The sequence below is a fragment of the Herbaspirillum sp. Her3 genome (genome assembly GCF_057961275.1).
Genome location: NZ_CM176328.1, coordinates 2,856,521 through 2,871,851 on the forward strand (window position 1 = coordinate 2,856,521; position 15,331 = coordinate 2,871,851).

General features: G+C 68.0%; 2 protein-coding genes. Both read left to right on the forward strand.

Going from position 1 to position 15,331, the window contains the following annotated elements; all coding sequences use genetic code 11:
• The first annotated feature begins 22 nt into the window (after nt 1-22).
• Nucleotides 23-12,217: an amino acid adenylation domain-containing protein gene (locus ACVC5H_RS13070; RefSeq protein WP_489618337.1), complete on the forward strand. Its 12,195-nt coding sequence runs from the start codon at nt 23-25 to the stop codon at nt 12,215-12,217.
• Nucleotides 12,214-15,312, forward strand: coding sequence for a non-ribosomal peptide synthetase family protein (locus ACVC5H_RS13075; RefSeq protein WP_489618338.1), 3,099 nt, complete (start codon nt 12,214-12,216; stop codon nt 15,310-15,312). The genes ACVC5H_RS13070 and ACVC5H_RS13075 overlap by 4 nt, the downstream gene beginning before the upstream one ends.
• Nucleotides 15,313-15,331: the final 19 nt, after the last annotated feature.

Genomic DNA, 15,331 nt, shown 5'->3' on the forward strand with positions numbered 1-15,331 from the left:
TCTTTGCCCAGGATTGCCACCCATGACGATTTCCGCCGAATCCTCCGACCGCGCCGCCCACATCGTCGCGCGCCTGTTCCAACTGGCGCAGACGCGCCCGCATGACCTGGCACTGACCACTGTCAACGCCGAGGGCGAGCGCAGCTTCGATTACGCCGAACTGGCCGCCGCCGTGCGTGCGTTGGCCGCGCGCCTGCAACAGGCGCATGCCCCCGGCACACGCGCCTTGCTGCTGCTGGACAATGACCATCACTACGTCACCGCCTTCCTGGCTTGCCTCGCGGCCGGCCTGATCGCGGTGCCGCTGCACCGTCCGGAGTCGATGCGCCAGCAGCACCTGCAGCGCCTGGCCGGAATCGCCGAGGACGCCGGTGCGGCCTGCTGGCTGGTCACCGCCGCCGTGCGCGAGGCCTTGCAGGCCGCGGCGGCGCCGCTGGCGGGGCAGGCCGACATGCTGGCCGTGGATGAGACGGGGGCCGGGGAGGGGGTTTTCCGTGAGCAGGCGATTTCCCCTGGCGACGTCGCCTTCCTGCAATACACCTCCGGCTCCACCTCACGTCCCAAGGGCGTCATGGTCACCCATGCCAACCTGATGGCCAACGAGGCCGCCATCGAGGAACGCCTGGGCGTGGGCAGCCAGGACGTGTTCGTCAGCTGGCTGCCGCTGTATCACGACATGGGTCTCATCGGCGGGCTGCTGCAACCGCTGTACCGCGGCATTCCGGTGGTATTGATGTCGCCGGCCTTCTTCCTGGAACGTCCGGTGCGCTGGCTGGAAGCCATTGCCCGACATCGCGGCACCATCAGCGGCGGCCCCGATTTTGCCTATCGGCTGTGCGTGGACCGCATCCGTGGCGAACGCGCGGCGGGGCTGGATCTGTCCTCATGGCGGGTGGCCTTCTCGGGCGCCGAACCGGTGCGCCACGATACCTTGCAGGACTTCATCGAATGCTTCGGCAAGAGCGGTTTTAGCGCCGATGCCGTCTATCCCTGCTATGGCCTGGCCGAATCGACGCTGCTGGTTACCGGCGGGCAGCGCGGCCAGGGGATGCAGGTCGCTGCCTTCGATGCCGAGGGCTTGCGCCAGGGCCGCGCGGAGGTCGCGGGCGAGGAGCAGGATGCGGTCCATCTGGTCGCCTGCGGCATCTCGCCCCAAGGCCATGCGCTGCGCATTGCCGACCCGGCCACGGGCACCGCGCTGGCAGAGGGACAGGTCGGCGAGATCTGGGCCGCCGGTCCCAGCATCGCCAGTGGCTACTGGCGCCGTCCGGACGACAGCGCCCACACCTTCATCGAACAGGATGGCCGGCACTGGCTGCGCACCGGCGACCTCGGCTTCTGCCGGGCGGGCGCCTTGTTCATCACGGGCCGCAGCAAGGACATGATCATCGTGCGCGGCCAAAACCTGTATCCGCAGGATATCGAGCGCGCCATCGAGAGCGAGCTCGACCTGAGCCGCAAGGGTCGTGTGGCGGCCTTCGCCATCCCGCGTGAATGGCATCCGCAGGGCGTGGAAGGCATCGGGGTGGCCCTGGAAATCTCACGCAGCGTTCAGAAGATGGTGGCGCCGCAGCAACTGGTGGAGGCACTGCAGGAATGCATCGTGCAGGCCTGCAACGAGGCCGCCAGTGTCATCGTGCTGCTCAATCCGGGCGGCCTGCCCAAGACCTCCAGCGGCAAGCTGCAGCGCAGCGCCTGTCGCGAAGGCTGGCGCACGCAGAGCCTGGATGCCTATGCCATCCACGCCTTTGGCCGCCTGCAGGGCGCATCTGAAGCGGCGCCTTGCGCGGACACAGCGCCCGCCGCCGACAGCCCGGAAACCGCCATCCTGCGCATGCTGTGGGAGCGCGTCATGCATACGTCCGCAGCAGCCGGCCAGTCGCATTTCTTCCGCCAGGGCGGCAATTCGCTCAAGGCGGTGCAGCTGGCCGCAGCCATCGGGGAGCAATGGGAGATCGATTTCCCGGTGCGCCTGATCTTTGAATATCCGCAACTGGAGCAGTTGGCCGAGCAAGTGCAGGCAGTGCGCCAGAGCGCACCGCGCCAGCCGCTGGCCACCATCGCGGCGCTGAGCGAAGCCCAGCGCCAGGCCGGCCTGGCGCTGTCGCCGGCCCAGCATTCGCTGTGGACCACCTGGCAGCTCGACCCCGACAGTGCGGCCTACAACATGCCGGGCATCCTGCATCTGCACGGGGCACTGGATGTGGCGGCGCTGCGCCGCAGCCTCGATGATCTGGCCGCGCGTCACGCCATCCTGCGTACGGTGTACCGGGTGCAATCCGATGGTGTACCGGTACAGATAGCGCTTCCGGCCAGCCAAGGTGTACTGGAGGTGTTGAGTGAAGTGTCCGGCGATGCGGCCCAGGCCCGCGCGAGGCTGGAGCAGCGCGCCCGCCTGCCATTTGCGCTCGACCGGGAGCGGCCCTTGCGCGCCTGCCTGGTGCGCATCGATGAACAGCGCCATGCGCTGGGCATCACGCTGCATCACATCGCCGCCGATGGCCAATCCCTGCCGGTGCTGCTGCAGGACCTGTGTGCCCTCTATGCTGCGCATAGCCAGGGCCAGCCCTTGCCGGCCGCGCCCGCGCTGCAGTTCAGCGATTACGCCCTCTGGCGCCGCCAGCAGCTCGACAGCGCAGAGATCGCACGCCAGCTCGACTATTGGCGCAGCCAGTTGGGCAGCGAGCACGAAGCCTTGCCGCTGCCGGACGGCCGCCGCCAGGCTGGCCCCGAAGAAGGCTTGCCCGAGGCGCGTCACGCCTTCACCCTGCCGGCTGACACCGCACGGGCGCTGCGCGAGCTGTGCGCGGCCCAGGGCTGCTCGCTCTTCATGGGCATGCTGGCCTTGCTGGACCTGCTGCTCTATCGCGCCACCGGTTGCAGCGACCTGCGTGTGGGCGCGCCCATGGCCGAGCGCAGCCATCCGCAGACGCGCGCCATGATCGGCTATCTGCTCAATCTGCAAGTGCTGCGTACCCGCCTGGACAGCCGCCTGGGCTTCGACGCCTTGCTGCGCCAAGTGCGCGAGACGGTGCTGGCGGCGCGCCAGCACCAGGATGTGTCTTTCGACATGGTGGTACAAGCCCTGCAGCCGGAGCGCCAGCCGCACGTTCATCCGCTGTGCCAGGTCAAGTGCACCGAACGCGAGGCCTTGCCGGTATGGCAGGCCGGCGGATTGTCGCTGCAGCTGGAGGAATTGAGCGGAGGGCAGGCCCACTTCGATCTGAGCCTGGATTTCAGCCTGGAGGGGGAAGAACTGCGCTGCCTGTTTGCCTATGCCAGCACACGCTGGACGCAGCAAGAGATCAGCCAGCTGGCCACCGCCCTTACCGGATTCGCCGCCCAGGTCTGCGCTGCGCCGGCATTGCCGCTGGCCGGTCTGACGTGGCCGCAAGCGCCCGCGCCGCTGGTGGCGCCGCAGGCCGAATGCGAGGCAACCGCGAGCCCCGGCGACGTGATCGCGCTGTGGCTTGCGCATACCGAACGCGCACCGCAGGCGCTGGCCGTGGCCGATGAGCACGTCAGCCTGAACGCGCAGCAGTTGCGCGCCCAGGTCGACCACCTGGCGCAGCGGATGCGTGCGCTGGGCGTGAGCGCCGAAGCGCGGGTAGCCATCGCCAGCAGCCGTCGTGTGGAGTTCGTCGTCGCCGTGCTGGCCTGCCTGCGTGTGGGCGCGTGTTATGTCCCGCTGGATCCGCAATTGCCGGATGAGCGACTGGCTTATCAGCTGGCCGACAGCGGCGCTTGCCTGTTGCTGGCCACTGCAGAAGGAGAGCGCCTGCACACTTTGCCGGAGGCACCAGCACAGTACCTGGCCATTCCACCTGCCACTGCCGGTACAGTGGCGCAGACAGCGCAAGAATACTGGCCTGAGCCGCAGCCGCAGCAGCTCGCCTATCTGATCTACACCTCCGGTTCCACTGGACGTCCCAAGGGCGTGACGGTGAGTCGTGGTGCGTTGGGCAACTACGTGCAAGCGCTGCTGGCCCGTCTGGCGCTGCCGCAGAGCGTACGCAGCATGGCCATGGCCTCGACGGTGGCGGCTGATCTGGGCCACACCACCTTCTTCGGCGCGCTCTGCTCGGGCCGTGCGCTGCAGTTGCTGCCGGCCGAGGCCGCTTTCGATCCGGCGCAGTTCGCGGCCTTCATGCAGGCGCGCGCCGTCGATGTGCTCAAGATCGTGCCCAGCCATCTGCAAGCGCTGCTGCAATCAGCACAGGCCGCGCAGGTCTTGCCGCGCCATACCTTGGTCGTCGGCGGCGAAAGCACCAGCCCGGCCTTGCTGCAGCAGATCCTGGCGCTGCGCCCGGACTGCCGCGTGGTCAATCACTACGGCCCGACCGAAACCACGGTCGGCGTGCTCACCCAGGTGTTGGACGCCGAAGAACCCCTGCCGCTGCCGCTGGGCCAGCCGCTGGCGCAGCTGTCGCTACAGGTTCTTGATGCGGATCTGAACGCGGTGCCGCGCGGGGCAGCGGGCGAGCTCTACATCGGCGGGGCCGGCCTGGCACGCGGCTATCACGGCAAACCGGGCGCTACCGCCGAGCGTTTCATTGCCGATCCTGCTGGCAGCGGCGCACGCCTGTATCGCAGCGGCGACAAGGTGAGACTGGACCGCGCTGGCCGACTGGTTTTCCTCGGCCGCATCGACGACCAGATCAAGATCCGGGGTTATCGGGTCGAACTGCAGGAAATCGCTGCCGTCCTGCGCGCCCAGCCGGGTGTGCGCGCGGCCGAGGTGTTGGCCGTGCCCGGCCCCGACGAGCGTGTGCAACTGTGCGCCTACCTGGTCGGCACAGCCGATCCGGCGGTCCTGCGTACGGCACTGGCGGCCTGCCTGCCCGACTACATGGTGCCGGCCCACTTCGTGGTGCTGGCGCAACTGCCGCTGACGGCCAACGGCAAGATCGACCGCAAGGCCTTGCCGCTGCCGCAGGACAGCCGCGATACCGGCGCCGGACTGTCCTTGCAGGATAGCCCGCAAGAGGGTGCCGAAAGCGTGATCGCGGCAATCTGGCAAGACGTGTTGGGCGTGGCGCGGATCGGTCGCCACGATAATTTCTTCGCCCTTGGCGGCGATTCCATCCTCACGCTCAAGATCGTGGCACGCCTGCGCAAGGCCGGTTGGCGCCTCACGCCGCGCCAGTTGATGCAGGCGCAGGATCTGGCCGCCGTGGCCGCGCTGGCGGTGCCGCTGGAAGGGCAGGGCAACGCCGCCGCCACGCCCGCGCCGGCCCAGGCCGGCCCGCGCCTGTTGCCGCTCACGCCGGTCCAGCAATGGTTCTTCCTGCATCATGCCCAGCCTCCTGCGCACTGGAACCAGAGCGTGCAGCTGGAGGGGCCGGCCGATACGCCGGTCGATGCATTGCATCACGCCGTGCAGCAGCTGGGAGCGCTGCATGAGGCCTTGCGTCTGCGCTTCCTCAAGGATGAAGCCGGGGTCTGGTGGCAGACCGTGGCGCCGCATGCGGGCGAGTGCTTCGAGGCCCGGCAGGTCGCTGACGAGGCAGCACAACAGACGGCCATTGCGCAGGCACAGCGCAGCCTGGATCTGTCACAGGGACCGCTCTGGCGGGTGCTGTGGCTGACCCGCCCGCGCCAGACGCGCGGCATGCTGGTGCTCATTGCGCATCACCTGGTGGTCGATGGGGTGTCCTGGCGCATCCTGCTGGAGGACCTGCTGAGCCTGCTGCAAGGAGTTGTGCCGCCGCTGAGCAGCAGCGGCTTCAGCACCTGGGCCGGCGCCGTGTCGGCAGCGCGCCTGAGCAGTTCGGAACAGGCCTATTGGCAGCGGCTGGCACAGACGGCCGACGACGATCTGCCCTGCACCCCGGCGCACAGCGTCGGCAAGCGCGAGGACAACACCGTCGCCCGCAGTGCCCGCGAAGCGGTGGTGCTGGACAGGGAGAGCACCGCTTTCCTGCTCGGTGACGCCCATGCCGCCTACCGCACGCGCATCAACGATCTCCTGCTGGCGGCCGCTGCGCAGACGCTGTGCGAATGGACGCAGCGCGAGCGCATCCTGATCGAGGTCGAAGCCCACGGCCGCGAGGAATTGCCCGGCGCGAGCGGCGATGCGCCGGACCTGAGCCGTACCGTGGGCTGGTTCACCGCGCTCTATCCGGTCCAGCTGGCGGTCGCCAGCAGCGCGCCGGCCGCCTTGCTGACCGGGATCAAGGAGCAGTTGCGCCAGGTTCCGGGCCAGGGTCTGGGCTACGGACTCTGGCGCAGCCAGAGCGGGCAGACCGGGGTACAACCGCAGGTCAGTTTCAATTACCTCGGCCGCTTCGATGCGCTGCCGGAGGCCTCGGGATGGCAGATGCTGCCTCGCACGGCGGCACTGGCCGAGCAGGAGCGCGATCCGGCCAGCCTGCGCCGCTGCCTGCTGGACTTTACGGCCATGGTGAGCGATGGTCAGCTGCATCTGGAGTGCCTGTATTGCAGCGCCTTGCACCAGCAGCCCGCCATCGCCGCGCTGCTGCGGCAATTCCTGCACAACCTGCGCGCGCTGCTGGCCCACTGCGCCGAGGTGCGGGGCCGGGCGACGCCTTCGGACTTCCCGCTGGCGCGCCTGCAGCAGTCCCAGCTCGACACCCTGATGCAGGGCCTGCCGGCTGAACGCGTCGCCGATCTCTATCCGCTCTCGCCCATGCAGGCCGGTTTGCTGTTCCACGCCATGCTGGCCCCGCAGGGTGGCGCCTACCTGAACCAGCTGCAGGTGCGCCTGCATCGCCTGGACGTGGCGCGCTTCCGCCAGGCCTGGCAGACCGTGCTGGAACGCCACGACATCCTGCGCAGCGGCTTCCTGGCGCACAGCGAACACCCCCTGCAATGGGTGGCCCGGCATGCCGTCCTGAGCATCGAGGAACATGACTGGCGCGAGCGTCTCGACCAGGATCCGGCCCTGCAGGCCCTGGCCGCCACTGAGCATGCGCGCGGCGTCGATCTGCAGCATCCGCCGCTCATGCGCCTGAGCCTGGTACGGGTAGCCGATCAGGTGCATCACCTGATCTGGACCCGCCATCACCTGCTGCTGGACGGCTGGAGCACCCAGCAACTGATCGGCGAAGTCTTGCGGCTCTACCGGGGCGCCACACTGGCATCGCCGGCGCTGCGCTATCGCGATTACATCGCCTGGCTGCAGCAGCAGGACCGCAGCAAGGCCGAACGATTCTGGCGCGGCCAATTCGACGGGGTGGACGGGCCGACCAGCCTGGTCAACGCGCTGCCGCCACTGCAGCGCCCGGGCAAGGGCCAGGCCAGTTGCATCGCCATGCTGGACCTGTTGACCACGGCGCGCCTGCAGACCTTCGCGCGCGAACAGCAATGCACCCTCAATACCCTGGTGCAGGCCGCCTGGTGCCTGGTGCTGGCGCGCTACTGCGGCCAAGCCACGGTAATCTTCGGGGCCACCGTCGCGGGCCGTCCGAGCGAGCTGGAAGGGGCCGACGAACTGCTGGGCCTGTTCATCAACACCCTGCCCATCGTGACGCGGACGCGGCCGGAGATGACGGTACAAGCGCTGCTGCAGACCCTGCAGGCCAGCAACCTGGCGGTGCGCGAATTCGACAGCACGCCGCTCTATGACATCCAGTCCTGGGCCGGCCATCCGGGACAGTCACTGTTCGACAGCATCCTGGTGTTCGAGAACTATCCCCTGGACCTGGCCTTGCAGGCCGAACAGCAGCAGGGACTGCGCCTGGAAGTGCTGCACAACCGCGAAGAGACCCATTACCCGCTCACCCTGATCGCCACGCTGACCGAACGGCTGCAACTGGAGTGGCGCTACGACACCGCGCTCATCGCGCCCGGCACGGCCGAGGCGTTGCAACGGCTCACCGAGTCGCTGCTGCTGCAACTGGGCAGCCATCTGCACAGGCCGCTGGCGGAACTGGTTTATCAAAGCCCGGCTGAACAGGCGGCAGCGCTGGTCTTGTCGTGCAACCCGCAAAAGCATGGGGCCGGCGACATACTGGCGCTCATCGAGGCGCAGGCACAGGCGCACCCCGGACGGCCTGCCTTGCGCGTGCCGCATACCGGACAGGCGCTGGATTACGGCCAGCTCAATGGCCGCGCCAATGCACTGGCACACTGGCTGATCGCACAGGGCGTCCGCCGCGACCAGCGGGTAGGCGTTTGCATGGAGCGTTCCGAGGACATGGTGCTGGCCCTGCTGGCCATCATGAAAGCCGGGGCGGCCTACGTCCCGATGGACCCCGATCATCCGCCGCAGCGCTTGCGCTACTTCATCGAAGACAGCCGCACCTCTCTGCTGCTGACCCACGCAAGTGTACTGGGCCAGTTACCGGAAGTGTCCGGTTGCCGTATCGTCGATGTCGCCGCACTGTCCGGTCTTGCGCCTGCCGGGAATCCCGGCCTGCCGATTCATCCGGAACAACTGGCCTACGTCATCTACACCTCCGGCTCCACCGGCCAGCCCAAGGGGGCGGCCAATCGCCACGGTAGCCTCTACAACCGCTTGGCATGGATGCAGGAGGCTTATCAGCTCGGCCCCGATGACCGCGTATTGCAGAAGACACCGTTCGGCTTCGACGTCTCGGTGTGGGAATTCTTCTGGCCGCTGATGACCGGCGCCGAACTGGTCATGGCCGCGCCCGGTGAACACCGCGATCCGGCGCGGCTGGCGGCACTGATCGAACAAGCCGGCATCACTACCTTGCACTTCGTGCCCTCGATGCTGCAAGCCTTCGTCAACGACGGCCACGGCCCCGATTGCCCCAGCCTGCGCCGGGTGATCTGCAGCGGCGAAGCGCTGCCGATGGAATTGCAGCAGCAGACCCAGCGCCAGCTTCCGCAGGCGGCCTTGATCAACCTGTATGGTCCGACCGAAGCTGCCATCGACGTCACCCACTGGACCTGCCAGCGCGACGATGCAGGCCATAGCGTACCCATCGGCCGCCCCATCAGCGCCACCCGGACCTATGTGCTGGATGCGGCGATGCAACTGGTGCCGCCGGGGGTAGCCGGGGAGCTGTACCTGGGCGGCGTCAACCTGGCTCGCGCCTATCTGAACAAGCCGGGCCTGACGGCAGAGCGTTTCGTCGCCGACCCGTTCTCCAGCACGGGTCAGCGCCTGTATCGCACGGGCGACCTGGTGCGCTGGCGCGAAGATGGCCAGTTGATGTACCTGGGGCGTCTGGATCATCAGGTCAAGCTGCGCGGCCTGCGTATCGAACTGGGCGAGATCGAGGCGGCCTTGCTGGCACAACCGTCCATCCGTGAAGCGGTGGTGGTGGCGGTGGAGGGACAGCGGCTGGCGGCGTATGTGTCGCTGCATCAGGGCGCCAGCCATGACGAGCTAGCGCTCAAGAGCGCACTGGCCGAGCATCTGCCGGAGTACATGGTACCGGCCATCATCATGGTGCTGTCGGCATTGCCGCTGAACACCAATGGCAAGATCGACCGCAAGGCCTTGCCGGCCGTGCAGGTCAGCCAGCAGAACGATTACAGCGCCCCGCAAGGCGAGATTGAACAGGCGCTGGCGGCGATCTGGTGCGAGGTCTTGGACTTGCCGCAGGTCGGCCGCGATGACCATTTCTTTGCGCTGGGCGGGCATTCGCTGCTGGCCACCAGCGTGGTCACGCGTTGGCGCGCCCGTCATCCCCAGCACGCGCTGACGCTGCGCGACCTGTTCGCCACACCCGTGCTCAGGGAGTTGGCTGCAGAGGTCGCCCGCACCAGTGCGCCGCAGCGCATGCAGCCAGTATTGCAGCCGGTAGCGCGCACGCCACGCATGCCCCTTTCACCGATGCAGCAACGCCTGTGGCTGGTGCACCGCATGCAGAGCGGGCCGGGCACGGGCGCCTACAACATGACCGCCGCGCTGCAGTTCGATGGCGCACTGGCCCCGGCCTTGCTGGAGCAGACGCTGGCGCTGCTGGTGCAGCGTCACGAGATCCTGCGTACCAGCTATCACGAAGACGACGAAGGCGAACCCTTCGCCCGCATCGCCACGCCCGCAGACAGTGCGCCGCTGCTGGCGGTGCAGGATCTGCGCGGGCAAACGCCGGCCGCGCAGCAACAGAGGCTGGACGCATTGATGCGCGAAGAAGCGGCGCGTCCCTTCGATCTGGGCGCCGCACCGCTCATGCGCGCCGTGCTGGTGCAACTGGCGTCGGCCAGCGATGGGCGCGCCCGCCAGGTGTTGCTGCTGGCCGTGCATCACATCGCGGCCGATGGTTGGTCGGTCGGCGTGCTGATTCGCGAATTCTCGGCCATCTACCGCGCGCTTCTCACGGGCCAGGCACCTTGGCTACCGCTGCCGGCGCTGCAATACGGCGATTACGCGGCCTGGCAACAGCAGCAGGGCGTGTGTGCCGCCGATGAAGCATTCTGGCGGGAGACCCTGCAAGGGGCGCCCGCGCAGCCGGCCTTGCCGCCTGACCTGCCACGTCCGGCCGTGTGGTCCGCAGACGGTGCGCGCCTGTCGGTGCACATCCCCCAGTCCCTCACGGAGCAGCTGCAAGGGCTGGCCCGCGACAGCGACTGCACGCTCTTCATGCTGCTGCTGGGCAGCTTCCAGTTGCTGGTGCACCGCCTGAGCGGCCAGGCCGACCTGCTCATCGGCACGGACGTGGCCGGGCGCGAGCATGAGGCGCTGGAAGAGATGGTCGGTTTCTTCGTCAACGTGTTGCCGCTGCGCTCGCGCCATCAGGGCGAACAGAGCTTCGTGCAATGGCTGGCGAGCACGCGCGCCAGCGTGCTGGATGCCTTTGCCCATTCCTCGCCGCCCTTCGAACGCATCGCCGAACTCGCTGCGGCCCGGCGCGACCGCCGCTGGAACCTGCTGGTGCAACTGCTGTTCGTGATGCAGAACATGCCGGCGCATGACTTCGACTTGCCCGGTGTGCAGGTAGAGGCGCTGCCCTCGCGCCATGCCCATGCGAAGTTCGACATCGCGCTCTTCGTCACTCCGCTGGAGGGCGCGCTGCAGGCCGATTGGGTCTATGCCAGCCATGTCTTCCAAGGCAGCACCATCGAGCGCATGGCGGCGGCCTGGATCGCGCTGCTGCAACAGATCGTGGCGCATCCGCAATGGCCGCTGTCCCGGTATGAAATCCCTCTCATGAAAGAACCCGTCACCATGCCAAGCACTGCTTCCATTTCCACTGCCCCCGCGCCCCTGGCGCCGGGCAAGCTCGACAAGCTGAGCAAGCTCAAGGGCCTGGGCGCTGCAGCGCCCAAGGCGCCCGTGCGCATGAGCCCCTTGCGTCCCGGCGCCGATTTCCCGCTGCTGGTGGAAGCCACCAGTGCCGACCTCGATACGGTCGCCTGGGCGCGCGCCAACCAGCCACTGATCGCCAGCCTGCTGGAACGCCATGGCGGCATCCTGTTCCGCCGCTTCGGCCTGGCCACGCCGCAAGACTTCGAGCGCTTTGCCGAAGCCATCGAGCCCGAACTGTATGGCAGCTACGGCGACCTGCCCAAGAAGGAGGGCGGCAACAAGACCTACCGCTCCACGCCTTATCCCGAGAAACAGATGATCCTGTACCACAACGAGAGCGCCCACATCGAACGCTGGCCGCGCAAGCAATGGTTCTTCTGCGAGTTGCCCTCGCCGGTCGGCGGTGCCACACCCATCGTCGATTGCCGCGAGATGTTGCGTCGCCTGCCGGCCGAGCTGCGGCGCGAGTTCGAGCAGAAGCAGTTGCGCTACGTGCGCACCTTCACGCCGCGCCTGGATGTGAGCTGGCAATCCTTCTTCGGCACCGGGGACCGCACCGTGGTCGAAAGCAGGCTGGCAGCGGCCGGCACCAGCTATCGCTGGCTCGACGACGACACCCTGCAGACCAGCACGCTGTGCCCGGCCGTGATCGTGCATCCGGTCACCGGGGCGGAAGTGTTCTTCAACCAGGTGCAATTGCACCATCCGTATTGCCTGGAGCCGGAAGTGCGCGCAGACCTGCTGGCCATGGTCGGGCCGGAGCGCCTGCCGCGCAATGTGCTTTTCGGCGATGGCACGCCCATTCCCGATGCCACCATGGCCTTGATCGGCGAGCTCTACGAGCAGTGCGCGGTACGCTTCGACTGGCAACAGGGCGACGTGGTCATGCTGGACAACATGCTGGCCGCGCATGCCCGCGATCCCTACGAGGGCCCGCGCAAGATCGTCGTCGCCATGGGGGCCATGGTGGAACGTGCCGAGGTTGCTACCCCTTCGGCTGCGGCGACTGAACTGCCGGAGGGTGCAGCATGATGCCACTGGACCAGACTGTCGCCCTCAGTTCCGAACAGCGCCTGCAGCAGGCGCAGCCACAGGCCACCCATACCCTGCAACTGGACTGGCAAGGTCCGCTGGAGTTCTCCCGCCTGGAGGCAGCCTGGGAAACGGTGGTGGCGCGCCACGCCATCCTGCGCCATGCCTTCGGCCAGGTCGAAGGCTATCGCGGCCTGCGCCAGGCGCCGCTGCCGCAGACACCGACACAGAACCTGCGCTTGCACAGGCTGCCGCCTGGCGCCCCCATGCCGACGGCCCAGTTCGATACGGCGTGCGGGCAAGTGATCCAGGCCTGGCTGGCCCAGGATGAGGCGCAGCGCGGCCGCCTGCTGTTGGCGGCCGCGCCACTGGTGGCCGATCACCGCAGCCTGTGGCTACTGGCCGATGAAGTGCGGCGCCAGTACCGCGATCAGGGAACACCCGCCGAGGAAGCCTTCCAATATGCCGATTACGTGCAATGGCGCCAGTCCCTCGATGAGGATGACGATGCCCGCATCGGCCAGGCTTACTGGGCCAACCTGGGCCAGCAACTGGCCCAGGTGCCGGCGCTGCGCTTGTCCTATCGGCGCGAGGCAGTGTCTGGTACGGCTGTACCGGCTGTCGTGCGCAGCTGTATCGGTACTGTACCGGCCACTGGCCTGCAAGCGCTGCAGGCCACCCGGCAACTGGACGCCGCCACCGTCCTGCAGGCGGCCTGGCTGGCGCTGCTGGCCCGCTTGGGGCAAGTCAGCCAGATCGCCTGCGCGTGGCAGCACGATTGCCGCGACGACTACGAACCCATGGCTCAGGCGCTGGGCCTCTATGGCAAGACCTTGCCGCTGACCCTGAACCTGGCGCCGCAAGCCACGCTCGGCGAACTGGCGGCGCAACTGGCCGCCCAGTGTGAACAGCACGTGGCTGCGCAGGAATACCTGCCCGATGATCTGGCGGCCAGACTACCGGAAATCGGCTTCAGCGCGCGTCGCACTGCGAGGTGCTGGCAGGATGGCGCGCTGCGCTGGCAACTGCAATGGCCGGCCTCAGGCGATGCACGACTGGAGCTGGCGCTGCAAGCCGATCTGGCCGATCCGTCAGCGCCCGCGCTGGAATTGCACTACGATGCGCGCCGTTACGATGCCGCCAGCATGGCGGGGCTGCTGCGCCAATATGAAGCCTGGCTGGGCGAGGCGCTGGCCCATCCCGATGCGGCCTGGGCGCAATGGCAATGGGAGGATGCCGCAGTCTGGCCGCAACGGCTGCCGGCACAGGCTGAGACAATGGCGCCGGGCCGCGACACGCTGCTGGCGCACATCGCCGCGCACGCCGTCACTACGCCGCAGGCCATCGCCTTGTCCAGCGCCGGCGGCAAGATCAGCTATGGGCAACTGCTGCAGCGCGTGAACCAGCTGGCGCACTGGCTGCAGGCGCAGGGCGTGGCGCGCGGTGCGCACGTGGCGCTGGTATTGCCGCGCTCGCCGGACATGGTGCTGGCGCTGCTGGCGGTGTGGCGTTGCGGCGCGGCCTACGTACCCATCGATCCGGACTGGCCTGTGGCGCGCCAGCATGCCGTGCTGGCCGATGCCGCTCCGGCGCTGGTGCTGCATGATGGCAAGGCCGTATCCGCAGCGGGCTGGCGCCACGCAGTGCTACCCGTGGATCTGCAGGACTATCCCGCGCATGCGCCTGCCATCGAGCCGGGCCTGCAGGATCTGGCTTATCTGCTCTATACCTCGGGGTCCACCGGCACCCCCAAGGGCGTGCTGATCGAGCATGCACAATTGCTCAACTATGTGGTGGCGGCCTCGCAAGGCATGGCGCTGGCCGAGTGCCGCTGCTGGGGCCTGACCAGCACGGTGGCCGCCGACCTGGGCAATACGGCCTTGTTCGGCGCACTGTTCCACGGCGCCGAACTGGCCATTGCCGACGCCAGCGACATGCAGGATGGCGCGCATTTCGCCGCCTTCCTGCAGCGCCATCAGGTCGATGCGATCAAGATCGTGCCCTCGCATCTGGACGCCTTGCTCGACGGCGGATCGGCGGTCTTGCCCGCGACCCTGGTATTGGGCGGCGAGAGCACGCCGGCCGCCTTGTTGCGGCGGATCTGGCAGTACCGGCCGCAGGCCCGCATCTTCAACCACTATGGCCCGACCGAGACCACCGTAGGGGTGATGTGGCATCCATGTTGCCCCGCCGATGCGGCCGACGATGCCGGCGCGGTACCGCTGACCCGCGTCATGGCCAATTGTCGCGTGGCGATCCTGGACGGTGATCTGCGCCCGGTGCCGGTGGGCGGCATCGGCCAGCTCTGCATCGCCGGTGCCCAGCGCAGCCGGGGTTATTTGAACCGTCCAGAGGAAGACCGTCAGGGCTGGTACCGCAGTGGCGACCTGGCCTGCTATCTGCCGCAAGGTGGTTTGCGCATCCTGGGACGGGCCGATGAGCAGGTCAAGATCCGGGGATTCCGCATCGAACCGGCGGAGATCGAAGCAGCCCTGCTGCTGCAGCCTGGCGTGCGCCAGGCTTGCGTAATGGCGCCAGCGGCACAGGGTGAGCCGGCGCACCTGGTGGCCTGGGTGAGCGGCGAGGGCATTGCAGTTGAGAGCCTGCGCAGCGCCTTGCAGGACTTGCTGCCGGAACCGATGCAGCCGGCCCGCATCGTGGCGTTGCCATCCTTCCCCCGGCTGGCCAATGGCAAGGTCGACCGGCGTGCCTTGCTGGCTACGTTGGCGCAGGAGACGGTGAGCGCAGGGCAGGGTAGTGAAACCGAAGCGCCACGCGACGATCTCGAATTCATCGTCCTGCACACCATGCAGCAACTGCTGCCCGAGGCTGCGGCGCTGGGCCGCGAGAGCGACTTCATCGAAGCGGGCGGCCATTCGCTGCTGGCCATCAAGCTGGTGGCGCGGCTGCGCAAGCTGCTGCAGGTCGACATCGCCCCGGCCCTGGTGTTCGACCATGCCACCCCGGCCGCACTGGCGGCCGCGCTGCGCGCACAGGCGCCCGATGCGGCGGCCCTGGAGCAACTGGCCGGCCTGCGCCGCACGCTGCTGGAGATGCCCGCTGCGCAACGCGACGCCCTGCTGGAACAGGCCTAGCCGTCGCCTCTTTTCTTGG

Excerpts from the sequence above, each read along its gene's own strand:
- ACVC5H_RS13070 (WP_489618337.1), top strand. The coding sequence starts at position 23 with ATGACGATTTCCGCCGAATCCTCCGACCGCGCCGCCCACATCGTCGCG.
- ACVC5H_RS13075 (WP_489618338.1), top strand. The coding sequence starts at position 12,214 with ATGATGCCACTGGACCAGACTGTCGCCCTCAGTTCCGAACAGCGCCTG.